Raw genomic sequence first — 22,731 nt, 5'->3', positions numbered from 1 at the left:
GCCCTGCCCCCGCCCTCACCCAATCATGGCAACCACAGCACATCCAACCGAATGAGGATGAGAATGGTCGGCCATCTTCCCACGCTCTCGATCGCGATGTCGGTGACGTCGCTGGCGCTACTCGTCACGCAACCGGCCGCGGCGGAAACCGTCACGCTCGGTATCGGAACGCAGGACACCACGACCAACACGGTGACCGCGGGCGTCGTCATCCGCCAGCTCCATCTGCTGGAGAAATATCTGCCGAAGGACGGCAAATACGCCAACATCAAGTTCGCGCTGGAATGGCAGAACTTCACCTCGGGTCCGCCCGTGACCAATGCGATGATGGCGAACAAGCTGCAGATCGGCATGATGGGCGACTATCCCCTAATCGTGAACGGCTTCACCTTCGAGAGCAATCCCGAGAGCAAGAGCCGGCTGATGGGCATCGCCGCCTACAGCCTGTCCGGCTCCGGCAACGGCATGGTGGTTCACAAGGATTCACCCTACTACGACCTCGCCGATCTCAAGGGCAAGCTGGTCAGCGTTCCCTTCGGCTCCGCCGCGCACGGCATGGTGCTGAAGGCGATGCAGGATCGCGGCTACGCATCGGACTTCTTCCAGCTCGTCAGCCAGAGCCCGGAGGTCGGCTCGACCAATCTCCAGGAGAAGAAGATCGACGCGCATGCCGACTTCGTCCCCTTCGCCGAGCTGCTGCCGTTCCGCGGCTTCGCGCGCAAGATCTTCGATGGCGTCGAGACGAACTTGCCGACCTTCCACGGCATCGTGGTCCGCACCGACTTCGCCGAAAAATATCCCGAGGTCGTCGTCGCCTATTTCAAGGCGCTGATCGCCGCCAATCAGTGGCTGCGCGACGATCCCAAGCTGGCCGCCGAAAAAATCCAGGAATGGACCGGCATCAACAAGGAAGTCGTCTACATCTTCCTGGGGCCGAGCGGCAACATGACCACCGATCCGACGGTGAAGCCCGCTCTGATCGATGCCGCCACGGCCGACGTCAAGGTTCTGCAGAACCTCGGCCGCATGAAGGAATTCGATCCGAAGAAATGGGTCGACGACAGCTACATCCGCAAGGCCTATGCCGAGATGAAGCTCGACTACGACGCACAGCTGGCCAGCACGAAGAATTACGAGATCTCCGGCGAAGATGCCTTCTGCAAGAAGCCGATCGCCGATCCGCGCAAGGCCGGCGAGGTCTGGGTGGATGATGCCGGCATCTTGCCCTTCTCGTCCGCCGCCTGCACCCTCGGGGCGTACGCCGACTACAAAGCCAAGGGCAAGAAGATCAACGTCGCCTATGTCTTCGACACGACGCGCGGCATCAAGCTGTTCGCCGACCAAGCCTTCTTTGCGGTCGGCAACGGCGAGGTCGCCCCGTTCCTGCTCAAGAAGGACGCCGAAGCCTATGCCGCCAAGGTCGGCGGCAAGGTGCTCGGCTTCGATGACGCGGTGAAGGCCGCCGTCGGCGGAGGCAAGACGTGAGCAGTCCCGCCCTCCTCAGACATCCCGAGGACAGCATGCCGGCAACAGCCATTGCAGAGGCGGGACCTGCGCCCGCCGTCAGCGCCCAGCCTGCGGCGCCGCCTTCCTTCGGCACACTCGCGCTGCGCTGGTACCGGCTCAATCGGGCTGGGCTGCGCGCGACCGCGATCGGCGTGATTTCGCTGCTCGCCTTCCTGCTGGTCTGGCACCTGCTGACCACCTATCGCGTCGTGTTCTTCGTGCGCTTCACCAACGTGCCCTCACCGCTCGCGGTCTATGCAAGCTTCAACACGGCGATCCACGATCCCAAATTCCTGATGCACATCGCGCTGAGCTGCCGGCGCATCTTCATCGGCTTCTCGCTCGCCGCCATCGTCGGCGTCCCGCTCGGCCTGATCATGGGCCGCTTCAAGCTGGTGCACGAGATCATCTTCCCGGTCGCGGAAGTGCTCCGGCCGATCCCGGCGATCGCCTGGGTGCCGATGGCGATCATGCTGTGGCCGACCAACGAGCAGAGCATCGTCTTCATCACCTTCCTCGGCTCGTTCTTCCCGATCCTGGTCAACACGCTGCACGGCATGTCGCTGGTCGATCCCGTGCTGGTGCGGGCCGCGCAATGTCTCGGCGCCCGCGAGCGCTCGATCTTCCGCGAGGTGTATTTCCCGGCCTCGCTGCCGCACATCTTCACGGGCCTCACGGTCGGCATGGGCGTCGCTTGGGTATCGCTGATCGCCGCCGAGATGATCTCCGGTCAATACGGCATCGGCTACTTCACCTGGGAGGCCTATTCGCTGGTCCAGTACGCCGACATCGCGCTCGGCATGATCGCAATCGGCGTGCTCGGGCTCGGATCGAGCGTCCTGATCAGAGGCGCCGGAAAATTGGTGATGCCATGGAGGTCGACATGAGCGAGATGATTGCGGGCACGCCGAAGGGCCATGTCGAGGTCAAGAACTTCTCCCTCGCCTACGAGACCATCGAGGGACCGGTGCAGGCCGTCACCGACACGCAGATCCACGTGAAGCCCGGCGAGTTCGTCTCGATCGTCGGCCCCTCCGGCTGCGGAAAGTCGACCCTGCTCAACGCGGTCGCCGGCTTCCTCAAGCCGACCACCGGGGTCGTCACCGTTGACGGCGAGAAGGTCAGCGGTCCCAGCGCCGAGCGCGGCATGGTGTTCCAGCAATACTCGCTGTTTCCCTGGAAGACGGTGCGTGAGAACGTCGAGTTCGGGCTGAAGATGCGCGGCATGCCGCGCTCGCAGCGCGAGCGCGCGGCACGTACGCTGCTCGGCCTTGCCGGGCTTGAAGCCTTCGAGAAGCACTATCCCGAAAAACTCTCAGGCGGCATGAAGCAGCGCGTCGGCATCGTCCGCGCGCTGGCGACGGGGCCGAAGGTGCTGCTGCTGGACGAGCCGTTCGGTGCACTCGACGCGCAGACCCGCGTCATCATGCAGCAGATCCTCACCAACATGTGGCAGCGGCTCAAGATCTCGGTGCTGTTCGTCACCCACGACATCGACGAGGCGATCTTCCTGTCCGACCGCGTCTACTGCATGACGGCGCGCCCCGGCTCGATCAAGGCGGAGATCCCGATTCCGCTGGAGCGGCCGCGGCAGCAGGGGATGATGATGTCGTCGGAGTTCCTGGCGCTACGTCGCGGGCTGATGTCGTTGATCCGCGAAGAGAGCCTGAAGGCCATGGGCGGCGAGATCAGCGACATGGGCATGCAGGGGCTGAGCATCGAGCTGCATGGGCACTCGCTGGCGGATGTGATCTGATTCAGCAGTCGTGCTTGCCGCGATGACGGCCCCGTAGGGTGGGCAAAGCGACTTGTCCGCCGTAGCTCGAAGAGCGAAGGCGGAAGCGTGCCCACCACCTGTCGCCATACTGGAGAGATCGTGGGCACGGCGCTCCGCGCCTTTGCCCACCCTACGGCAGTTCTGCCCTGATCATCTGAACCAGTGCACCAGCGCGATGCTGATGCCGAGCAGCAGCAGCAGCGACAGCGTCACGGCTGCGGTCACCCGTCCCCCGACATTGGCGAGCACGCGGACGTCGACGCCGAGGCCGAGCGCGGCCATCGACACCACGGTGAGAAAGCCCGTGATCTTCGTCACCGGGCCGACCACCGTGGGCGGAACGATCTCGAGGGAGCGCAGCGTGGCGAGCGCGAGGAAGCCGAGGATGAACCAGGGGACCAGGCGGAAGAAGCCGACATTGGTCTTCTTGGCGTCGCTCTGCCAGCGCGAGGCGACCAGCGACAGGCCGACGACCACCGGCCCGAGCATCAGGACGCGCATCAGCTTCACCAGCGTGCCGATCTGCGTCGAGACGAGGCCGGCCGGGACCGTCGCGGCCAGCACCTGCGGCACCGCATAGACGGTGAGGCCCGCGAGGATACCGTATTGCGTGGCCGACAATTGCAGCAGCGGGATCAGCAGCGGCAGGCCGAGCACCATCATCACGCCGAGGATGGCGGTGAAGGAGATCGAGGACGCGATCTCGTCGTTGTTGGCACCGATGATCGGCGCCACCGCCGCGATCGCCGAATTGCCGCAGATCGAGTTGCCGCAGGCGATCAGGATCGACAGCCGCGTCGACAGGCCGAGCAGCCGGCTGAGGCCGAAGGTGGCGCAGAGCGCGACCACGACGACCGCGGCGATCGAGGCCAGCAGCGCGATGCCGGAGGCGGCGATGGCGGCGAAGCTGATGGAGGCGCCCAGCAGCATCACCGCGACTTCGAGCAGCTGTTTGGCGCTGAAGGCAATGCCGGCCTGCCAGCGCGGCGCAGGCTTCCAGAAGCTGCGAAGGGCCATGCCGAGCAGAATCGCCATCACCAGCGCTTCGACATAGGGATGCTCGAAAAAGCCCAGTTCCGCCCGCTCCAGCAGGGCCGAGACACCGGCGACGGCGACGCAGAGGAGGATACCCGGGATCAGCGCCGCGATACGGCTTGCGGCGGTGGCCGGCTTGGCATCGGCCGGACTGGATGCTTGATTCTGCGACACAAATCTCTCCCAGAGGAGAAATATTTATACGCAGCGTCAGCTCGATGGGGAATAAGTTTTCGACATATCAGGGCCGAGGGAAGTTCTGTCCTCAGACCAGAATGTTCTGGGTCAGAAGATCAAGCTCTTGGCCAGCGAGGCGACCCGGCTGAAGCCGTCATAGATGCCCGGCTCGAAGAAGGCCGCACGCGCCAGCACGATGCCGGCGACCAGCGACCAGAACAGACCAGTGCCGACCCGCAACAGCATCTTTGACGCACGCGACCGCGGCTGGGTGTCCGTCGCGGACACCAGCTGCTCGCCGAAGGGCTCGAATCCAGTGCGTTCCATAGCTGCCGATCCATCAATTCCTGGTGGGAATGTCGTCGTTTCCCGTCCAAACGGCAATGGAAGCGATTGGCGTTTTTGTCGCGCAGGGGAAAAACTCCTTCCGTCAAGCCGGCTCCTGACAATGGTTTTCTTCTCCCGGCCTACTTAGGCACCGGCGGGCCCTATAGGGCCAGATAACGCCGCCGGATGGCATCGTTGGCCTTCAGCTCGTCGATTCCGGCGGCATAGACGATCTGCCCCTTGTCGATGACCGTGGCGTGGCTCGCAAGGCCGAGGCAAAAATGCATGTTCTGCTCGGCGATCAACACGGTCGATCCGATGCTTCGCAGCTGGCGCAACAGCTCGCCAATCCGCTGCACGATGATCGGCGCGAGCCCCTCGCTCGGCTCGTCCAGCAGCAACAGCGCCGGATTTCCCATCAGCGTGCGTGCGATCGCCAGCATCTGCTGCTCGCCGCCCGACAGGCGTCCGGCGATGCGATGGCGCAGCGGCTCCAGCAGCGGGAAGACGTTGTAGATGCGCTTGATCGGCCATTCGTCCTGGCCTTCCGGCCCCTTCTTGCGACCGATGACGAGATTGTCCTCGACACTGTGCTCCGGAAAGATCTGCCGATCCTCCGGCACGAAGCCGAGGCCGGCGCGCGCGATATAGTGCGGCTTCCGGCCGGAAATCACCGCGCCGCGCAGGCTCACTCGGCCCCGCCGCGGCGGTGCAAGACCCATGATCGCTTTCATGGTGGTGGATTTGCCGGCGCCGTTGCGGCCGAGCAGCGCCATGGTCTCCCCCTGCCGCACCGAGAGACCAACGCCGAACAGGATCTGGCTGGTGCCATAATAGACGTCGAGATCGGCGACTTCGATGACGACGGCACTCATGCAGCCGCTCCCGCGTGCTCGGTGCCGAGATAAGCGTCGATCACGGCGCTGTTGTTGCGGATCTCGTCAGGCGTGCCGGTCGCCAGGATGCGGCCGTAGCAGAGCACGACAATTTTCGGGGCGATCTTGAACACGATGTCCATGTCGTGCTCGATGAAGACGACCGTGATCTTCTGGCTCTCCCAGAGCTCGCGCACCTTGTCGATCATGCGCCAGCGCTCTTCCGGGCCCATGCCGGCAGTCGGCTCGTCGAGCAGAAGCACCTTCGGCTCGAGCACGAGCGCCAGCGCGATATCAAGCAGCTTCTGATCGCCATGCGACAGCGTCGCCGCCGTGCGATGACGCTTGCTCGCCAATCCCAGCAGCTCCATCACATGCTCGGCGCGGTCGCGCGTCTCAGGCAAGGGAAAGCGCTTGTGCAGCACCGCGGAAGTGCGCTGGTCGGCACTGACGGCGGCGAGCATGGTTTCCTCTACCGTCAGCGACTTGAAGATGCTCGCGACCTGGAAGGCGCGGCCGATGCCGTGCCGCACGATCTCGGGCGGCGAACGGCCGGCAAGTTCGACGCCGTCGAGCAAAACCTGGCCGGAATCCGGCTTCAAGGCACCGGTGATCAGGTTGAAGAAGGTACTCTTGCCGGCGCCGTTCGGGCCGATCACCGCCGTGAGCGAGCCGTCGGGGAAATCGAGCGAGACGTCGTTCGTCGCCTTCACGCCACCGAAGGATTTTGCGAGGTTGCGGATCTCGAGCATGGCTAGCGCCCCTCGCCTGCATCGCGCCGATCCCAAAGCCATTCGGCGACGAAATCGAGCAGGCCTTTGCGCAGGCCCAGCGCGAAGAACAGGATAACCACGCCGAGCACGATGCCGTGATACTCGGTGAACCGCGTTACGGTGTCGTTGAGCAGGAGCAGTAACACGGTGCCGACCATCGGACCGAGGAACGTCGAGACGCCGCCGAGCATATTGATGAAGATGCCCTCCCCCGAGATCGTCCAATAGGCGAATTCCGGATAGGCGCCGGAGACGAACAGCGCCATCACCATGCCGCCCATCGCGGCGAACAGTGCGGCCAGCACGAACACGGTGAGCTTGGCGCGCCAGACGTCGATGCCGAGGAAACTCGCGCGCGCGGCGTTGTCGCGGATCATGCGCAGCGTGTAGCCGAACGGCGATTGCGCGATCTGGCGCATCGCAAGCAGGCCGAGGATGAGCAGCGCGCAGCTCGTGACATACAGATGAACATGATTGGACAGATCCACGCCGAGGAAAACCGGCCGTGGAATGCCGCCGCGCAGGCCCTGATCGCCGCCAGTGAACGAAGCCCAGGACAATATGGTCGAGTGGATCAACATCTGGAAGGCGAGCGTGACGAAGGCGAAATAGATTTCCTTCAGCCGCACGCAAATCGCGCCGATGATCGCGGCAACCATTGCGGTGATCGCTAGCGTCGCGATGAAGGCGACCGGAATCGGCACGGCGATCTTCTGCATGATCAAGCCGAAGCCGTAGGCGCCAAGGCCGAAGAACATGCCATGACCGAACGAGGTTAAGCCGGTGTAGCCGACCAAGAGATTGAGCGAAGTCGCGAACAGGCCGTAAGCCGAGCAGCGGATGACGAAATCAAGCAGCGCCTTGCTGCCCGTGACCAGCGGAAGGCTCGCCAGCACCGCGAAGGCGATCAGCGCAATCAGGATGTCGCGATAGCGCCCAAGCGCGACGCCGCCGCGTACGGGCACCGACCTCTCGGCGCGTCCGGCCTCGAGCTCGGTCATGCCGCCTCCTTGCCGAACAGGCCGGTGGGCTTCGAGACCAGCACGATCACCATGAACAGATACATCAGGCCCTCGGTGAACAGGGGAAAGCCGAGCGAGCCGAACGACCTGATGAGGCCGAGCAACAGCGCGCCGATCAGCGCGCCCAGGATCGAGCCCATGCCGCCGATCACGGTGACGATGAAGGATTCGATCAGCACCGAGAATCCCATGCCGGGGGTCAGCGAGCGCACTGGCGCGGCCAGCGCGCCCGCAAGGCCCGCCAGCATGCCGCCGAGCGCGAATACGCCGCCATAGATCAGGCCGGTATTGATGCCGAGCGCGGAGACCATGCCCGGATTATGCGCGGCGGCGCGGATCACCTTGCCGATGCGGCTGCGCGCGAGCCCGAGGCCGAGCACGATCGCCGCGACGAGCGCGACGCCAATCAGCAGCAGATAATAGGGCGGCACCACGCCGCCGGCGATGAACAGCGGCATCACCTGGAATGCGGAGGGCATGCCCATCGACTTGAATTCGGGTCCCCAGATGATGCGCACCACATCGTCGAAGATCAGCACGAAGGCATAGCAGACCAGCAGCTGCATCAAGACGTCAGCGCCATAAACGCGGCTCATGAAGACGCGCTCGAAGATCAGGCCGAGAGCCGCGGTACCGGCCGCCCCCGCCAGCATCGCAAGTGCAAAACTGCCGGTGAGCTGATAGGCGGTCATCGCAAAATAGGCGCCGAACATATAGAAGGCGCCGTGGCTGAAATTGACCACCTTCAGCACGCCGAAGATCAGGGTCAGTCCGACCGCGACCAGGAACAGCAGCATGCCGATAATGAGGCCGCTGGTGGTCTGCGTCACCAGGCAGGCGGAGCTGGAAAGGCAGCCGGCAAGGGCATCGAGATCCACGGAAGCACTTTCATTGTCGCGCGCCTGAGACGGCGCGGAGGACCAAACGAAAGCGGCAGAGGCGGTCGCCCGCCTCCGCCGCGCATCACATCAGGTGTAGCCCTTGCTCTTCTTCCACTCGGCCTCGAGCTCGAAGATGGTCTTCCAGTCGCCGGCCTTGACCTCGGGCACATAAGGCTCCTGCGGGATCGTGGTACCCCAGCCGATGGCGTAGCCGACCAAGGTGTGGTCGTCGCCGCGCATCGTCACGGTCCCGTCGGCGCCGAACGGGCACTTGATGGTGAGGCCCTTCAGCACCTCCGCGATCTTCTTGCCGTCGGCCGAGTTCGCCTTCTTGGCGGCCTCGGCGAGGAACATCACCGCGGTCGCGTTCTGCCACGACCAGTTGGTCGGGTACTCGTTGTACTTGGCCCTGTAGGCATCGCCCCAGGCGGCGTTCTCCGGCGTGGTCGGGAAGGTCTTGATGTAGCGATTGCCGGAGTGAATGCCCTTCGGCAGGTTCTTCACCACCGTGAGTGCGGTGTAGTCGGCCATGTTGACCGCGAACACCTCCATCTGGCTGAACATCGCGTAGATGTTGGCCTGGTCGATGTAGGAGGTGAGATCGCCGCCCCACAGGCAGGAATACAGCGCCTGCGGCTTGGCTTGCAGGATCTTCGTCACCACCTCGGTGTAGTCGGGCTGGAACAGCTTTGGCCAGGACTCGCTGATGACCTCGACGTCGGGCGCGAAGCGCTTCAGGTACAGCGTGAACTCGCCGGTGGTGTCGCGGCCATAGGCATAGTCGGGCGAGCAGGTCGCCCATTTCTTCAAGCCCTTGGTCTTCGCGATTCCAGCGGCGTAGCTGCCGCCGACGATGGAATCGTGGATGCCCTGACGCACGCAGCGGAACGCGTTGGGGATGTGCTGCTTCGGATCGGCCGTGAGCGAGGATGCTTCCGAGCAAGTGTGGATGCAGAGCACGCCGAGATCGCGTGCGACCTCGTGCACCGCGAACGATCCGGACGACGCCTCACCGTCGAGCAGCAGTTCGCAGCCGTCGGTGTTGACGAGCTCGCGTGCGACGCGCGCGGCTTCCTGCGGCTGGCCCTTGGAGTCGCGGATCACCATCTCGATCTGACGGCCGGCGAGGCCGCCGGCAGCATTGACCTTCTCCACCTCGAGCATCACCGCATTGCGCGAGGACGTGCCGAGCTGCGCCACGCGGCCCGACAGGATGGTCGGCATTCCGATCTTGACGGTCTTGGCTTGGGCGCGCGCCACCCACGGCGCGGCGAAAGTCATCGCACCGGCGCCCATCAGCGCCAATGTTGAACGGCGGCTGATGCCCGGCGTGCGGGTTGTCTTCATTTTCCCCTCCCTCTTGCGGGTCGGCGTTTCAAATCCCTTGTCGGAGATCGTGTCGTCTCCGTATTTCCGAGGATTTCAGAGGGTGGGGGGTGACGTCAAGCCAAAGATGAATTACGAGTCAGAATTCATCGAGGGAGGAAATGAGGCCGCCAACCGGCTCAAAACAAGCGCAATGATCAACCTGTCAAGCTTCATCGCCTTTCATGCCCGCCGCACGCCGGACCGGCCTGCGCTGAAATATCGCGGCGAGGAGATCTCCTACGCGGCCTTCGACGCCCGGGTCCGCAAGGTCGCCGGCTGGTTGGCGACACAAGGCATTGGCGCGGGCGATGTCGTCGCAGTGCTGATGAAGAACAGCGCGGCATTCCTGGAGCTTGTGTTTGCGACCAGCCATCTCGGCGCGGTGTTCCTGCCGATCAATTTCCGTCTGTCCCGCGACGAGGTCGGCTACATCGCCGGCAATTCCGGCGCGCGGCTTCTGATCGTCGACGAGGAATTGGCCGCGAATGCAGCAGGCGCCAAGACGGTCGTACTGAACGAGATCGCGCAGCAGAGCATCACGCATCTGGCTGGCGACACCACGCCCGCAGCGATGCACGTCCGTCGGCCATCGGACCTGATGCGGCTGATGTACACCTCCGGCACGACCGATCACCCCAAGGGGGTGATGCTCACTTACGATAATTTCTACTGGAAGTCGGCCGACCAGACCATCGCGCTCGGTATCGGCGCAGACACGCGACTTCTCGTGGTCGGTCCGCTCTATCACGTCGGCGCGCTCGATTTGCCCGGCATTGCCGTGCTCTGGCATGGCGGATTCATGCATATCGAGCGCAGCTTCGAGCCGGAAACGGCGCTTGCGGCGATCGCAGAGGACAAGCTCAACGCCGCCTGGTTCGCCCCTGTGATGACCACGGCGATGCTCACCTGCCCGACGCGGGACCGTTATGACGTCTCCAGCCTGCAATGGGCCATCGGCGGCGGCGAGAAGACGCCGGAAGTGCGTATCCGCGCCTTCTCCGAATATTTCCGCAATGCGCGCTACATCGATGCCTACGGCCTGACCGAGACCGTCGGCGGCGACACCTTCATGGAAACGGGCCGTGAGATCGAGAAGATCGGCTCGACCGGGCGAGCCATCGCTCATGTCGAAATCGAGATTCGCGACGAGAACGGCAAGTCCTTGCCGCCGAACGTCAATGGCGAGATCTGCCTGCGGGGACCCAAGATCACGCGCGGCTACTGGAAGGATCCCGAGAAGACGGCGTCCGCCTTCTTCGGCGACTGGTTCCGCAGCGGCGATGTCGGCTATCTCGACGACGAGGGCTTCCTGTACCTGACCGACCGCAAGAAGGACATGATCATCTCGGGCGGCGAGAACATCGCCTCCTCCGAGGTCGAACGCGTCATCTACGATCTGCCTGAGGTGCGGGAAGTCGCGGTAATTGGCCTCTCCGACGCACGCTGGGGCGAGCGCCCCGTCGCTGTCGTCGTGCTCGCCGAAGGGGCGCGCCTCGAGCTCCCTGCCCTCACCGAGCACTGCCGTACTCGGCTGGCGAGCTTCAAAGTGCCGAAACAGCTGATTTTCCGCGACAGCTTGCCGCGCAACCCATCTGGAAAGGTTCTCAAGCGCGTGCTGCGCGCCGAGCTGGAGACGTCTGAATGATGCAAGCCAATGCCAAGGTGACAAAGCTCAACCGCGTCGAGCGCAACGCCTGGACCAAGCAGAAGATCTTTGACGCCGCCACCAAGGTCGTCGGCAAGCACGGTTATGCCGAGGCCTCCGTCGCCCGTATCACGGAACAAGCCGGCGTCGCGCAAGGCACCTTCTACAATCATTTCGAGAACCGACAGGAGCTGCTCGACCAGTTGCTGCCGAAGATCGGCCTCGACATGGTCCAGTTCATCCGCGCCCGCACCGGCAACGCGCACGCGGCGCGGCAGGAGATCGAGCGCTTTGCCGCCTTCTTCGATTTCATCCGCGAGGTGCCGGAATTCCTGCGCATCCTCAACGAGGCCGAGTTCTTCGCGCCAATCGGCTATCAGAAGCATCTCGACAACATCTCGGTCGCCTATGTCCGCATCCTGCGACGGGCTCGTCTTGCCGGCGCGATCGAACATTACAGCGACGAGGAATTCGAGGCGATCGTCCACATGCTGATGGGCGCACGCGGCTATCTCAGCCGCCGCTACTCCTATTCGGCCGGCGTCGTCACCGCCGTCCCCGACCACGTCATATCCGCCTATCGCAAGCTGATGACGCGCGGCCTCTTCAGTCCGTCCGAAGACCAGGACACGCCATGAACATCGACTCTCCGCACAGGCTCGACCTTGTTTCGACCATCGCAGAAGGCGACATCCGCTGCCTGCTGATGGTGCTGGTGCACATGACCGGCGACGAGAAATGGCTCGCACCGCCGTATCTGCCCAAGCGCGATATCCGCCTCATCCCCGATCCCGAGGCCGGCGTGCCGCCGGAGATCCAGGACGAGATCCGCGCCGCGGTGGTCGAGCTGTTCGCCAATGGCACGCCAAAGCCCGTCATCGCCGATCCCGGCGAGGAGCTGCTGCTGAAGATGATGCGCGCCTGTCTCGGCGAGAACGTCGCGCCGGAATACGCGCCCCTGATGCGCGAGGAGATGGGATTTGTCTCACGCGAGGCGCGCTGGAGCAAGCAGCCCTCGAGCGACAAGCTCGCCGGGCAGCATGTGCTGATTGTCGGCGCCGGCGTCTGCGCCATTGCGCTCGGCGTCGCACTCGGCCGTCTCGGCATCCCCTACACCATCGTCGAGAAGAACGCCGAGCTTGGCGGCACCTGGTGGATCAACCGCTACCCCGGCTGCGGCGTCGACACGCCGAACCATTCCTATTCCTACTCGTTCGGCTCCGGCAATGCATGGACCCGCTACTTCTGCCAGCGCGAGGAATTGCTTGGCTACCTCCAGAAGGTCGCGGACGAATACGGTATCCGCAAGCATCTGCGCGTCAACACCGAGCTGACCTCGTCGCGCTGGGACGAAGGCAAGCGGCGCTGGATCTCGACGCTGAGAACCAAGGACGGCGAAGAGACGTTCGAATCCACCGCGCTGGTCAGCGCGATCGGCCAGCTCAATGACCCCTCCCGCGCCCGCTTCAAAGGCGAAGAGGACTTCAAGGGGACGATTCTGCATTCGGCGCTGTGGTCAGACGAGATCAAGCTTGACGGCAAGCATGTCGCCGTGATCGGCACCGGGGCGACGTCGATGCAGCTGGTGCCGTCGATCGCAGGCCGCGTCGCCTCGGTCACGGTCTACCAGCGCAGCGCGCAATGGGCGCGGCCGGTGAAGGGCTATGCCGATCCGATCAGCCAGGGCGCGCGCTGGCTGCTGGCGCATCTGCCGTTCTATGTGCAGTGGTACCGCTTCAACATGTTCTGGCGCTACGGCGACGGCCTGTTGCCTTTCCTGCGCAAGGATCCGGGCTGGCCGCATCCCGAGCGCGCCGTCAACAAAGGCAACGACCGGCACCGCCAGGAGCTGACGGACTTCATCCTGTCGGAGCTACAGGGCCGGCCCGACCTGATCGAGAAATGCGTGCCGACCTATCCGCCCTACGGCAAGCGCATCCTGCTCGACAACAATTGGTTCAAGACCTTGCGGCGGGACAACGTCGAACTGGTCACCGATGCGATCGACCGTTTCGACGAAACGGGCATCGTCACCGCAGACGGCAAGCACCGGCCCGCCGACATCATCGTGGTGGCGACCGGCTTCAAGGTGACGGAAATGGCGGCCCGTCTCAACATCAGCGGCCGCGACGGCAAGGATTTGCGGCAGGCCTGGGCCAACGACAATCCGACCGCTTTCCTCGGCCTCACCGTGCCCGGCTTTCCGAACTTCTTCTGCATGCTTGGCCCGAACTCCGGCCCCGCCCATGGCGGCAGCGTCATCTTCCAGTCGGAGTGCCAGAGCCGCTACATCTCGGCATGCCTGGTCGACATGGTCGAGCAAGACGTCGCTGCGATCGACGTCCATCAGGACGTGCTCGACGATTACGTCCGCAAGGTCGATGCCGAGCACGAGGCGATGATCTGGACGCATCCGGGCATGAGCACCTACTACCGCAATGCGAGCGGCCGCGTGTTCTCGGCGATGCCGTGGCGGTTCGTCGATTATTGGCGCATGACGCATGACCCGGATCTGCGGCAGTACAACGTGACGAAGGGGTAACTCAATCTCGCGGTGCCGACTCTGATCGACGCTCGAGTTGCGCTCGTCCCACAGCGTCATTGCGAGCGCAGCGAAGCAATCCAGCGTCTTTCCGCAGAGGGATTCTGGATTGCTTCGCTACGCCCGCAACGACGGAGATTGCGCGCAGCTACGCCGCCAGTCCACTCCCGACCGGAGCGAAATCCAGGCCGAGGCTTTCCGCCACCGCCTTGTTGGTGATCCGCCCGCGATCCACGTTCAGGCCGTTGCGCAGATGCGGGTTCTCCAGCACCGCGGCAGACCCCTTACTGGCCAGCATCAGGCCGAACGGCAACGTCGCGTTATTCAGGGCCTGGCTCGACGTCACCGGCACCGCGCCCGGCATGTTGGCGACGCAATAGTGCACGACGCCGTCCACCTCATAGGTCGGATCGCTATGGGTGGTCGGATGCGACGTCTCGAAGCAGCCGCCCTGGTCGATCGCGACATCGACCAGCACGGCGCCGGGCCGCATCGATGTCAGCATCGCGCGTGTGACCAGCTTCGGCGCGCTGGCGCCCGGCACCAGCACCGCGCCGATCACGACGTCGGCGGCGAACACCTCCTCCTCGACCGACTCGATGGTCGAGAAGCGGGTGCGCACGCGTCCGGCAAAGAGATCGTCGAGTTCGCGCAAGCGCGGGATCGAGCGGTCGATCACGGTGACTTCGGCGCCGAGACCCGCGGCCATGCGCGCCGCCTGCGTGCCAACCACACCGCCACCGAGCACGACGACGCGCGCCGGCTGCACGCCGGGCACGCCGCCCAGCAACAGGCCGCGGCCGCCGGCCGATCGCTTGAGCGCGGCGCCGGCGGCCTCGATGGCGAGGCGGCCGGCGACTTCGCTCATCGGCGCAAGCAGCGGGAGGTGACCGCTCGCGTCCGTGACGGTTTCATAGGCGATCGCGGTACAGCCGGAGGCAAGCAGGCCCTTGGCCTGCTCCGGATCCGGCGCAAGATGAAGATAAGTAAACAGAATCTGGCCTTCCCGGAGCTGGGCCCACTCGCTTTTCTGCGGCTCCTTCACCTTCACGATCATCTCGGACTTGGCAAAGACGTCGCGGGCGCTGTCGGCGATATCGGCCCCTGCCCGCCGATACACCTCGTCGGATGCGCCGATGCCGGCGCCGGCCCCGGTCTCGACCGCGACCTGATGACCGGCCGCGACATACTCACGGACCGCGCCCGGAGTGAGCCCGACGCGATATTCCTGCAGCTTGATCTCCTTGGGAACACCGACGCGCATCTTGAGCTCCTTCGCCAACGGATCGATTCCGGTCTTCATCGTAGTGATGGGGCCGGTTTGGTTTCGTGCAAATATCCGCTAGTTTCGACACGTCCGCGCCGGTTTCCGGCGCCGAAATGCTCTTTCACGCTGGAAACGAAACCTTGGCCCTCGACCGGAAAGACCTCGCGATCCTCGCGGAACTCACGACCAATGCGCGCGCCAGCCATGCCGAGCTTGCCAGCAAGATCGGCCTGTCGAGCACGGCGCTGGCACGGCGACAGAAGACGCTCGAGGACGACGGCTACATCCAGGCCTACCAGGCCACGCTCGACCTCGGCCAGTTCGGCCTCACCACGACTGTGCTGGTTCGCATCGCGCTGGAGAGCCAGAGCGACGATGCGCTGAAGGCATTCGAGGCGGAGGTGGTGAAATGCCCCTCCGTCGTGCGCTGCTTCCTGATGTCGGGCACCGACGATTACATCCTCATCGTGCTGGCCCGCGACATCCAGGATTTCGAGCGCATTCACCGGACCGAGCTGTCCCGGCTGCCGCGCGTTGCGCGCGTGCAATCGAGCTTCGCGCTGCGCGAGATCGTCAACCGCGCGGTGCCGACGGTGGTGTTCGGCGAGGCGAAACGCTAGCGCTTCTCCGTCTGCCGCCGTCTGTCATCCAGCTGTCATCGAATGTGCAGAGAGCTGTCTCCTGGCACATTCGGGACAGACCATGGACTATTTCAAGCGCTTCAACTTCCTTTTCGCCGCACCGGCCTTCGACACCGACGACCTCGAGGGCATTCGCTTCAACCAGATCATCGAGGAAATCCAGCGCTCGGGATTCGAGGTGGTGCGGGCTCGCAAGCTGGAAGACGCCGAGATCGCGGTGCAAACCGATGCCGCGATCGGCTGCATGGTGGTGGACTGGGGCAAGAAGGGTCTCGAAGGCAAGACCTCGGCCCTGATCAATCTGATGCGGCGCCGTGGCCTCGACTTTCCGATCATCCTCCTGATCCGGCGCAAGCGCTTCGAAGATCTGCCGGTCGAGGTGCTCGACTTCATCGACGGTTACGTTTTTCTGTCCGAGGAAACCCCGCCCTTCATCGCCAAGAACCTGATCAGCCGGCTCAAGCAATACGCCGAGACGCTGAAGACGCCGTTCTTCGGCGCCCTCGTCGACTATGCCGAGGAAGGCAACCAGCTCTGGACCTGCCCGGGCCACAATGGCGGCGTGTTCTATAATCGCAGCCCGATCGGCCGCGTTTTCGTCGAGCATCTCGGCGAATCCGTGTTCCGAGACGACCTCGACAATTCCGTGCTCGATCTCGGCGACCTCCTCACCCATGAGGGGCCGGCGCTGAAGGCCCAGAAGGAGGCAGCCGCCATCTTCGGCGCGGAAAAGACCTATTTCGTTCTCAACGGCACCTCGACCTCGAACAAGATCGCGCTCGGCGCCCTCGTCACCGACGGCGACCTCGTGCTGTTCGACCGCAACAACCACAAGGCCGCCCATCACGGCGCGCTGATGATCAATGGCGGCATCCCGGTCTATGTCCCGACCGTCCGCAACGCCTGGGGCCTGATCGGTCCGATGCGCTGGGACGCGCTCGACGAGAAGACCTTGCGCGAGGCGATCCGCAACCATCCGCTGGTCCGGGATCGTGACGCCTGGCGCAGGGAGCGGCCATTTCGCGTCGCCGTCGTCGAGCAGTGCACCTATGACGGCTCGATCCACAGCGCAGAAATGATCTTGAAGCGCATCGGCCATCTCTGCGACTACATCCTGTTCGACGAGGCCTGGGCCGGCTTCATGAAATTTCACCCGCTCTATGCCGGCCGCTTCGCCATGGGCCTTTCGAACCTTCCCCCGGAAGCGCCAGGCATCATCGCGACGCAGTCGACACACAAGCAGCTTGCCAGTTTCTCGCAGGCTTCGCAGATCCACATCAAGGACCGCCACATTCACGGCCAGAAGCGGCGCGTCGAGCACCGCCGCTTCAACGAAAGCTTCATGCAGCACGCCTCGACATCTCCCTTCTACCCACTGTTCGCATCGCTGGATGTGGGCGCGCAGATGATGAAGGGCCGCTCCGGTGAAGTGCTGTGGGACGACACGATCCGGCTAGGCATCGAGCTGCGCAAGAAGATCCGCGCGATGCGCAGGGAGTTCGAGGAGAAAGAGCAAAATCCGGACCGCCGCTGGTTCTTCGAGCCCTTCGTGCCCGACCGTGTCGCCATTCCCGATGTCAGCCGTCCCGGCGCCACGCACAACGTCGCCTGGGAGACGCTCTCCACCGATGAACTCGCTACCAATCCTGCGCTGTGGCAGCTCTCGCTCGACAGCAATTGGCATGGCTTCCCCGGCGTCACCGAAGGCTTTGCCATGACCGACCCGAACAAGCTGACGCTGCTCACGCCCGGCTTCGACCGCGCCACCGGCGCCTATGCCGAGCACGGCATTCCCGCCCCCGTGGTCGCGCAATACTTGCGCGAAAACCGCATCGTGCCGGAGAAGAATGACCTCAACTCCCTGCTCTTCCTGCTCACGCCCGGCGTCGAGGCCAGCAAGGCCGGCACGCTGATCTCCGGCCTCGTTGCCTTCAAGAAACTGCACGACGACAATGCGCTGCTGGCGGACGTCATCCCGGAGTTCTATCAACGTCGGCAGGCGCGCTATGCCGGCGAGCGGCTGCGCGACCTCTGCGGGCAGATGCACGGCTTCTTCCGCGCCGCCGATGTCAGCGCGCTCCAGGCGCGGCAGTTCATGCCTGAGCACATGCCTGAGATCGCAATGTCGCCCCGCGATGCTGCGCGCTATCTGTTCAAGAACGACGTCGACTACCTCCCGATCGAGGCAATCGCGGGCCGCATCGCCACCACCCCCTTCGTGGTCTACCCGCCCGGCATCGCCACCATCGTGCCCGGCGAACGACTGACCGAACGCGCCAAGCCCATGGTGGATTATCTCAAGATGTTCGAGACGTGCTTCAACACGTTCCCGGGCTTCGACGTCGAGATCCAGGGCGTCTACAAGGAGATCGATGCTCAGGGGCGGATCGGGCTCTACACTTACGTCGTCGCCGAGTAGGTGCCCATGATCGAAACAGCCATGCGCGCGAGTGACGAACCCGTCCTGGTCCGCCCGTCACGCGAGAGCGACGTCGAGGCGATGCTGGCGATCTACCGCCATCATGTCCGCAGTGGCGTGCCGCGCGATGTCGAGGGAACCGGCGCACCGGAACCGGACGATTTGCGCGACCGGCGCAAGAACCTGAAGCAGACCCGCCTTCCCCATCTGGTCGCGACCTTTCGCGGCGAAGTGGTCGGCTATGCCTACGCCGTGCTGTTTCGCAAACGGCCGGCCTATCGCTACACGGCCAAGCATTCGATCTACGTCCACCACGCGCAGCTCGGCCGCGGTGTCGGACGGCTGTTGCTCCAGGAATTGATTGATGCCTGCGCGGCGGCCGGCTTCCGCCAGATGATCGGCTACATCGATGCCGACAACGAGCCCTCGCTGGCATTGCACGAGAAGTTTGGCTTCGCGCGCGCCGGCTTGCTCAGCGGCGTCGCCTATCGCCACGGCCGCTGGTCCGACACCGTCATGGTGCAACGCTCGCTCGGCGCCGGGACGACGACGCCACCGCCGGTCACGCGCCGGGCCGATAGAGTGTGATCCGGACCCGGAGGACCGCGTTAGCACAAAGTGTAGCGGCTCCTCGCGGCAAACGCGGAACGCGTTTGCGCGGAGATCAGCTCAAACAACAGGCCTTACGACGGAAAGTCGGCCGGCTTCACATGGATGCGGTCGGCATGCAGCGACCAATGATGCAGTGCCTGATCCTTGCAGAATTTTGCTTTCGCCTGCTCCCTGGCCTCGTTCTCGTCGGCGGCGTCGATCTCGAGCGTGCCCTGGCAAACCTCGCTCTGCCGGCCGTACTCACCGAGCACGTTCTTCATGAACTTCACGACGTAGGTTGACATGGGACCTCCCTGCTGCCCCGACAGCACACTCTAGTCCCATTTAGGCCGGGGCGGAAAAGGAGATTTTGACCCGGATCAAGGTCGGGCGGCGATTCCCCGCCGCGCCTTCTTCCCGGAACGGCAATCTGGCTGCCCCTATCCCGGCGTCACGCCGAAAGCCCGCTTGAAGCGCTCCGCATAGCGCGGCCAGACCTCGGGATTGATGATGCGCGGCGGGCGCTTGCCGTCGAGCGTGTCCAGCACCTGCTCGGCCGCGATCCGGCCCATGTTCCGGCGCGCCTCGACCGTCACCCCCGCGGTATGGGGGCTTGCCAGCACGTTGTCGAACTGGAGCAGCGGATGCTCCGGCGGCGGGGGCTCCTTGGACCAGACGTCGAGACCGGCACCGGCGATGCGCTTGTCGCGCAGCGCCTGGAGCAGCGCATCCTCGTCGTGGATGAAGCCGCGCGCCGTGGTGATGAAGTAGGCATGCGGCTGCATCAGCGCAAATTCGCGCGTGCTGATCATGTTGCGGCTGCCCTTGTCGAGCGGACAGGAAATCGAGACGAAATCGGCGCGGCGCAGTAGCTCGTCGAGCCCGACTTTTTCCCCACCCCGCTCGGCCATCACCTCGGCCGAGAGATAGGGGTCGTAGGCCAGCACCTTCATACCGAGCAGGCCCTTGCACAGCGCGGCGATGCGGCGGCCGACATTGCCGAGGCCGATGATGCCGACGGTCTTGTGCTCGACCTCGTTGCCGACGAGCTCGTTGCGGTTGACGTCGCGTTCGCGGCGCAGGCGGCGGTCCGACTGGATGATGCGTTTGGACAGCGTCAGCATCATCGCCAGCGCGTGCTCGGCGACCGAATGGGCATTGCCGCCGGACTGATTGACGACCAGCACCCCCGCATCGGTACAGGCCTCGACATCGACCGGATCGAAGCCCGCGCCGTTGCTGGAGACGAGCAGCAGGTTCGGGGTGCGCTTCAGGAAGGCGGCATCGACATGGAAATGCGGGGCGAGCTCGTCGCGGGCGGCGCCGATCTGGTAGACATGCGCCGCGCTCAGGATCGGCGCGTAGAAGTCTTCGGGACTCTCGTTCTCGATGCGGTCGAGCCGGACGTCGGACCGTGCCTCCAGGATATCGACATAGATCGGATTGGCCAGGTATTTGACGTAGAAGACGCGCTTGTTGTTGACGGACATCAGGACCCTTCCGGCTCTCTTGAAGGGCTGCGCAAGGTCAGCGCGATGCGCCCGTCCCTGCCTCCCTCCCATTTTCCAATCGTCGCCGCTTATGACACGGCGGTGCCGGCCACGGCAGGCGGTCTGGCGCAGATCACGGTGCCGGCCCGGACATGTTGACAATCCCGCCCGCTCCGTCAAGTTCGGCAGACTGCCGCGACGGCCAACGCAAAGGCGATGGCAAAGACCAAGAAGCAGGCGCGGCGCGAGGGAGATCGCCATGGCGATTGCGGAACAGCGGACTTCGCCTCCTCAGGCGGCACAGGGGGCCAGCGACGGGAGCTGGCACGGCATCGTCCTGCAAACCCTGAAACGAAACGAGATCAGCCTCGTCCCTTACGTGCCCGACCGCGTGCTGACTCCATTGATCAAGAACCTGCACGCCGATCCGTTCTTCACCACCTTTGCCACCGCGCGCGAAGAGGAGGCGGTCGGGATCGTTTCGGGCGCCTGGATGGGCGGCCGGCGCGGCGCGGTGCTGATGCAGACTTCCGGCTTCGCGACGCTCGCCAACGTGCTGGCCTCGCTCGCGGTGCCCTACCAGATCCCCCTGATCATGTTCGTGTCCGAACGCGGCACGCTCGGCGAGTTCAATTACGGGCAATCGCTGGTCTGCCGCACCATGCGGCCGGTGCTGGATTCATTGGCGCTCGAGCATCACACCATCACCCGGCTCGACGAGCTCGAATTCATCTCCGACCGCTCGATCAAGCAGGCTGTCACCACGCAGGCGCCGGTGGCGCTGATCCTCAACCCGCTGCTCACCGGCGGCAAGGTTTTCGACAAGTGAGCGCCACCATGAATACGCGCAACACCAAGGTCATGAGCCGCTTCGATGTGACCTCGCGGCTGATCGCAAAGCTCCAGCGCGAGGAAGCCGTGATCGGCGGCATCGGCAACACCAATTTCGACCTCTGGGCCGCCGGCCACCGTCCGCAGAATTTCTACATGCTGGGCAGCATGGGGCTCGCCTTTCCGATCGCGCTGGGCGTGGCGCTGGCGCAGCCGGATCGGCGCGTCTTCGCACTCGAAGGCGACGGCTCGCTCTTGATGCAGCTCGGCGCGCTCTCGACCATTGCGACATTGAAGCCGAAGAACCTCGTCATGATCGTGATGGACAACGGCATCTACCAAATCACCGGCGCCCAACCGACACCCGCGGCAGGCGTCGCCGACATCGTGGCCATCGCCATCGGCTCCGGCCTTGCCAACAGCGCCTGGGCGGCGGACGAGGAGGATTTCGAACGGCTGCTCGATGCGGCGATGTCCGCCGCCGAGCCACACCTGGTCGCCGTCCGGATCGACGACAAGCCCGGGGTCGGAACCACGAGGCGTGATCCCGTGCAGATCCGGGAACGCTTCATGCACGGGCTCGGCGTGCGCGAGCCACTTTAACGTTTGGTCATTAACTACACGCCGATCTGATGGATGGAAGGTACCGGCCCGCTGCCATGTGTGCTAAGCGGAGCGAATGTCTATTTTGGTACGTTCATTTGCCTGGCTGCTCGCAGCCGCCGTGACTTTCGCCACACTCGGTCCCCCCGGCCTGCGGCCTCATTCCGACCTCGGCCAAGACGGCGAACATGCACTCGCATTCATCCTGGTGGGGCTGGCCTTCGGACTTGCCTACCCGCGCCGGCGCCTGCTGATCGCGGCGGCCGCCGTGGTCCTGATCGCCGTGCTCGAGCTGATGCAATTTTGGGCACCCGGCCGCCACGCCCGGCTGGAGGATTTCCTGGTCGACGCGCTCACCGCCTGCATCGGCTTTGCGCTCGCGGCCGCGGTCGATTGGCTGCTCATGCGCTTTCGCGCAAGACCCGTCGCGACAAGCGAAGGCCCCGCGGAGTGACGCTCCGCAGGGCCCATTCTTTCAACTCATAGGATTGTTGCCGATCAGTCGATGATCTTGACCACGCGGCGCGTGCGCGGCTCGACGATCACCCGGCGGTCGTTCACGACAGCATAGCGATACTCGGTATAGTTCGGCACGGGACGGAGCACCACGGTCGGCGGCAAGGGCTCCCCGACCACGACGCGCTCCTGGATCACCACGGAATCGTTGCGCGGGATTCCGCCCAGCACCGCGTTCGGAATTTCGAGGCCGGCGCCAACGGCTGCACCGACGGTGCCGCCAACCATCGCGCCGATCGGTCCGCCGATTTCACCACCTGCACGCGCGCCGTCCCTGGCGCCTTGTTCGGTCGTCGACTGGGCAAAGGCCGCGCTCGACGCCAGCAACGAAGCGGCAGCCAACGTAATCGCAAGACGGGTCTTCATGATCTTTAGCCTCCAGTGATTGCTATGCGCCTTCAACCGCGGGGCCGGACCGTTGTTCCAGTTCCCTGCGGCGAAAGAG

At 64.3% G+C, this 22,731-nt stretch carries 23 protein-coding genes; 12 read left to right on the top strand and 11 right to left on the bottom strand.

Annotation, left to right across the window (positions count from 1 at the left end):
* Window positions 1-63: 63 nt before the first annotated feature.
* From DCM79_RS29785 to DCM79_RS29775, 3 genes are read left to right on the top strand one after another with little or no spacing between them, the layout of a single operon-like run.
* A complete protein-coding gene (locus tag DCM79_RS29785; RefSeq protein WP_257177613.1) occupies window positions 64-1,485 on the top strand; it encodes an ABC transporter substrate-binding protein in 1,422 nt (473 codons plus the stop codon).
* The gene (locus DCM79_RS29780) at window positions 1,482-2,393 is read left to right on the top strand and encodes an ABC transporter permease (protein WP_373568066.1); all 912 of its coding nucleotides are present in this window, start codon (window positions 1,482-1,484) and stop codon (window positions 2,391-2,393) included. Before DCM79_RS29785 ends, DCM79_RS29780 begins: the two co-directional genes overlap by 4 nt.
* Entirely contained in the window at window positions 2,378-3,262 is an 885-nt protein-coding gene (locus DCM79_RS29775; RefSeq protein ID WP_373568065.1) for an ABC transporter ATP-binding protein, read from the top strand. Before DCM79_RS29780 ends, DCM79_RS29775 begins: the two co-directional genes overlap by 16 nt.
* A gap of 171 nt (window positions 3,263-3,433) precedes the next feature.
* On the opposite strand, the gene DCM79_RS29770 is transcribed toward DCM79_RS29775, so the two are convergent.
* The 7 genes from DCM79_RS29770 to DCM79_RS29740 form a co-directional block, all read right to left on the bottom strand.
* Complete coding sequence (locus DCM79_RS29770) at window positions 3,434-4,492, bottom strand: YeiH family protein (protein ID WP_257177610.1); 1,059 nt, start codon at window positions 4,490-4,492, stop codon at window positions 3,434-3,436.
* 111 nt (window positions 4,493-4,603) lie between these two features.
* On the bottom strand, window positions 4,604-4,822 hold the full coding sequence (locus tag DCM79_RS29765) for a hypothetical protein (RefSeq protein ID WP_028135498.1): 219 nt from the start codon (window positions 4,820-4,822) through the stop codon (window positions 4,604-4,606).
* 161 nt (window positions 4,823-4,983) lie between these two features.
* Window positions 4,984-5,697 (bottom strand): ABC transporter ATP-binding protein, encoded by a 714-nt coding sequence (locus DCM79_RS29760; protein WP_257177609.1) that lies wholly within the window; start codon window positions 5,695-5,697, stop codon window positions 4,984-4,986.
* Window positions 5,694-6,449 carry an ABC transporter ATP-binding protein gene (locus DCM79_RS29755; RefSeq protein WP_257177608.1) on the bottom strand — a complete coding sequence of 252 codons (756 nt, stop codon included), beginning with the start codon at window positions 6,447-6,449 and terminating at the stop codon, window positions 5,694-5,696. The genes DCM79_RS29760 and DCM79_RS29755 overlap by 4 nt, the downstream gene beginning before the upstream one ends.
* A gap of 2 nt (window positions 6,450-6,451) precedes the next feature.
* Window positions 6,452-7,471 (bottom strand): branched-chain amino acid ABC transporter permease, encoded by a 1,020-nt coding sequence (locus DCM79_RS29750; RefSeq protein ID WP_257177607.1) that lies wholly within the window; start codon window positions 7,469-7,471, stop codon window positions 6,452-6,454.
* Entirely contained in the window at window positions 7,468-8,370 is a 903-nt protein-coding gene (locus DCM79_RS29745) for a branched-chain amino acid ABC transporter permease (protein ID WP_257177606.1), read from the bottom strand. The genes DCM79_RS29750 and DCM79_RS29745 overlap by 4 nt, the downstream gene beginning before the upstream one ends.
* Window positions 8,371-8,460: 90 nt before the next feature.
* Window positions 8,461-9,720: an ABC transporter substrate-binding protein gene (locus DCM79_RS29740; RefSeq protein WP_257177605.1), complete on the bottom strand. Its 1,260-nt coding sequence runs from the start codon at window positions 9,718-9,720 to the stop codon at window positions 8,461-8,463.
* Window positions 9,721-9,892: 172 nt separating this feature from the next.
* On the opposite strand from DCM79_RS29740, the gene DCM79_RS29735 reads away from it, so the two are divergent.
* The 3 genes from DCM79_RS29735 to DCM79_RS29725 are packed head-to-tail and all read left to right on the top strand — an operon-like array spanning window position 9,893 to window position 13,928.
* A complete protein-coding gene (locus tag DCM79_RS29735; RefSeq protein WP_257177604.1) occupies window positions 9,893-11,386 on the top strand; it encodes an AMP-binding protein in 1,494 nt (497 codons plus the stop codon).
* Complete coding sequence (locus tag DCM79_RS29730) at window positions 11,383-12,024, top strand: TetR/AcrR family transcriptional regulator (RefSeq protein WP_257177603.1); 642 nt, start codon at window positions 11,383-11,385, stop codon at window positions 12,022-12,024. The genes DCM79_RS29735 and DCM79_RS29730 overlap by 4 nt, the downstream gene beginning before the upstream one ends.
* A complete protein-coding gene (locus DCM79_RS29725; RefSeq protein ID WP_257177602.1) occupies window positions 12,021-13,928 on the top strand; it encodes an NAD(P)/FAD-dependent oxidoreductase in 1,908 nt (635 codons plus the stop codon). The genes DCM79_RS29730 and DCM79_RS29725 overlap by 4 nt, the downstream gene beginning before the upstream one ends.
* 148 nt (window positions 13,929-14,076) lie before the next feature.
* On the opposite strand, the gene ald is transcribed toward DCM79_RS29725, so the two are convergent.
* Window positions 14,077-15,192, bottom strand: a complete 1,116-nt coding sequence (ald, locus tag DCM79_RS29720) for an alanine dehydrogenase (RefSeq protein ID WP_257177601.1) — start codon at window positions 15,190-15,192, stop codon at window positions 14,077-14,079.
* A 143-nt stretch (window positions 15,193-15,335) separates the two neighbouring features.
* Between ald and DCM79_RS29715 the strand changes: the two genes are divergently transcribed.
* The 3 genes from DCM79_RS29715 to DCM79_RS29705 all read left to right on the top strand — a co-directional run bounded on the left by DCM79_RS29715 (window position 15,336) and on the right by DCM79_RS29705 (window position 18,843).
* A complete protein-coding gene (locus tag DCM79_RS29715; RefSeq protein WP_257177600.1) occupies window positions 15,336-15,815 on the top strand; it encodes an Lrp/AsnC family transcriptional regulator in 480 nt (159 codons plus the stop codon).
* Between the two features lie 82 nt (window positions 15,816-15,897).
* Window positions 15,898-18,255 (top strand): Orn/Lys/Arg decarboxylase N-terminal domain-containing protein, encoded by a 2,358-nt coding sequence (locus tag DCM79_RS29710; protein WP_257177599.1) that lies wholly within the window; start codon window positions 15,898-15,900, stop codon window positions 18,253-18,255.
* Between the two features lie 6 nt (window positions 18,256-18,261).
* Window positions 18,262-18,843: a GNAT family N-acetyltransferase gene (locus tag DCM79_RS29705; RefSeq protein WP_257177598.1), complete on the top strand. Its 582-nt coding sequence runs from the start codon at window positions 18,262-18,264 to the stop codon at window positions 18,841-18,843.
* A gap of 95 nt (window positions 18,844-18,938) precedes the next feature.
* Here the strand turns inward: DCM79_RS29705 and DCM79_RS29700 are convergent, their stop codons facing one another.
* Window positions 18,939-19,151 carry a hypothetical protein gene (locus DCM79_RS29700; RefSeq protein ID WP_257177597.1) on the bottom strand — a complete coding sequence of 71 codons (213 nt, stop codon included), beginning with the start codon at window positions 19,149-19,151 and terminating at the stop codon, window positions 18,939-18,941.
* Between the two features lie 135 nt (window positions 19,152-19,286).
* On the bottom strand, window positions 19,287-20,336 hold the full coding sequence (locus DCM79_RS29695; RefSeq protein WP_257177596.1) for a hydroxyacid dehydrogenase: 1,050 nt from the start codon (window positions 20,334-20,336) through the stop codon (window positions 19,287-19,289).
* Window positions 20,337-20,595: 259 nt separating this feature from the next.
* On the opposite strand from DCM79_RS29695, the gene DCM79_RS29690 reads away from it, so the two are divergent.
* The 3 genes from DCM79_RS29690 (at window position 20,596) to DCM79_RS29680 (ending at window position 22,224) form a co-directional block, all read left to right on the top strand.
* On the top strand, window positions 20,596-21,165 hold the full coding sequence (locus tag DCM79_RS29690) for a thiamine pyrophosphate-binding protein (protein ID WP_257177595.1): 570 nt from the start codon (window positions 20,596-20,598) through the stop codon (window positions 21,163-21,165).
* Between the two features lie 8 nt (window positions 21,166-21,173).
* Window positions 21,174-21,770 carry a thiamine pyrophosphate-dependent enzyme gene (locus DCM79_RS29685; protein WP_257177594.1) on the top strand — a complete coding sequence of 199 codons (597 nt, stop codon included), beginning with the start codon at window positions 21,174-21,176 and terminating at the stop codon, window positions 21,768-21,770.
* A gap of 76 nt (window positions 21,771-21,846) precedes the next feature.
* Window positions 21,847-22,224: a VanZ family protein gene (locus DCM79_RS29680; protein ID WP_257177593.1), complete on the top strand. Its 378-nt coding sequence runs from the start codon at window positions 21,847-21,849 to the stop codon at window positions 22,222-22,224.
* A gap of 44 nt (window positions 22,225-22,268) precedes the next feature.
* On the opposite strand, the gene DCM79_RS29675 is transcribed toward DCM79_RS29680, so the two are convergent.
* Window positions 22,269-22,652 carry a DUF1236 domain-containing protein gene (locus DCM79_RS29675; RefSeq protein ID WP_257177592.1) on the bottom strand — a complete coding sequence of 128 codons (384 nt, stop codon included), beginning with the start codon at window positions 22,650-22,652 and terminating at the stop codon, window positions 22,269-22,271.
* Between the last annotated feature and the right edge of the window lie 79 nt (window positions 22,653-22,731).

The organism is Bradyrhizobium sp. WBOS07 (genome assembly GCF_024585165.1).
Classification (GTDB): Bacteria; Pseudomonadota; Alphaproteobacteria; order Rhizobiales; family Xanthobacteraceae; genus Bradyrhizobium; species Bradyrhizobium japonicum_B.
This window is presented reverse-complemented; position numbering and strand designations above follow the sequence as displayed.

What these genes read in the sequence shown, in the direction of transcription:
- DCM79_RS29785 (WP_257177613.1), top strand. Translation starts at nt 64, where the DNA reads ATGGTCGGCCATCTTCCCACGCTCTCGATCGCGATGTCGGTGACGTCG.
- DCM79_RS29775 (WP_373568065.1), top strand. Translation starts at nt 2,378, where the DNA reads ATGGAGGTCGACATGAGCGAGATGATTGCGGGCACGCCGAAGGGCCAT.
- DCM79_RS29765 (WP_028135498.1), bottom strand. Translation starts at nt 4,822, where the DNA reads ATGGAACGCACTGGATTCGAGCCCTTCGGCGAGCAGCTGGTGTCCGCG.
- DCM79_RS29760 (WP_257177609.1), bottom strand. Translation starts at nt 5,697, where the DNA reads ATGAGTGCCGTCGTCATCGAAGTCGCCGATCTCGACGTCTATTATGGC.
- DCM79_RS29755 (WP_257177608.1), bottom strand. Translation starts at nt 6,449, where the DNA reads ATGCTCGAGATCCGCAACCTCGCAAAATCCTTCGGTGGCGTGAAGGCG.
- DCM79_RS29750 (WP_257177607.1), bottom strand. Translation starts at nt 7,471, where the DNA reads ATGACCGAGCTCGAGGCCGGACGCGCCGAGAGGTCGGTGCCCGTACGC.
- DCM79_RS29740 (WP_257177605.1), bottom strand. Translation starts at nt 9,720, where the DNA reads ATGAAGACAACCCGCACGCCGGGCATCAGCCGCCGTTCAACATTGGCG.
- DCM79_RS29735 (WP_257177604.1), top strand. Translation starts at nt 9,893, where the DNA reads ATGATCAACCTGTCAAGCTTCATCGCCTTTCATGCCCGCCGCACGCCG.
- DCM79_RS29730 (WP_257177603.1), top strand. Translation starts at nt 11,383, where the DNA reads ATGATGCAAGCCAATGCCAAGGTGACAAAGCTCAACCGCGTCGAGCGC.
- DCM79_RS29725 (WP_257177602.1), top strand. Translation starts at nt 12,021, where the DNA reads ATGAACATCGACTCTCCGCACAGGCTCGACCTTGTTTCGACCATCGCA.
- ald (WP_257177601.1), bottom strand. Translation starts at nt 15,192, where the DNA reads ATGCGCGTCGGTGTTCCCAAGGAGATCAAGCTGCAGGAATATCGCGTC.
- DCM79_RS29710 (WP_257177599.1), top strand. Translation starts at nt 15,898, where the DNA reads ATGGACTATTTCAAGCGCTTCAACTTCCTTTTCGCCGCACCGGCCTTC.
- DCM79_RS29705 (WP_257177598.1), top strand. Translation starts at nt 18,262, where the DNA reads ATGATCGAAACAGCCATGCGCGCGAGTGACGAACCCGTCCTGGTCCGC.
- DCM79_RS29700 (WP_257177597.1), bottom strand. Translation starts at nt 19,151, where the DNA reads ATGTCAACCTACGTCGTGAAGTTCATGAAGAACGTGCTCGGTGAGTAC.
- DCM79_RS29695 (WP_257177596.1), bottom strand. Translation starts at nt 20,336, where the DNA reads ATGTCCGTCAACAACAAGCGCGTCTTCTACGTCAAATACCTGGCCAAT.
- DCM79_RS29690 (WP_257177595.1), top strand. Translation starts at nt 20,596, where the DNA reads ATGGCGATTGCGGAACAGCGGACTTCGCCTCCTCAGGCGGCACAGGGG.
- DCM79_RS29685 (WP_257177594.1), top strand. Translation starts at nt 21,174, where the DNA reads ATGAATACGCGCAACACCAAGGTCATGAGCCGCTTCGATGTGACCTCG.
- DCM79_RS29680 (WP_257177593.1), top strand. Translation starts at nt 21,847, where the DNA reads ATGTCTATTTTGGTACGTTCATTTGCCTGGCTGCTCGCAGCCGCCGTG.
- DCM79_RS29675 (WP_257177592.1), bottom strand. Translation starts at nt 22,652, where the DNA reads ATGAAGACCCGTCTTGCGATTACGTTGGCTGCCGCTTCGTTGCTGGCG.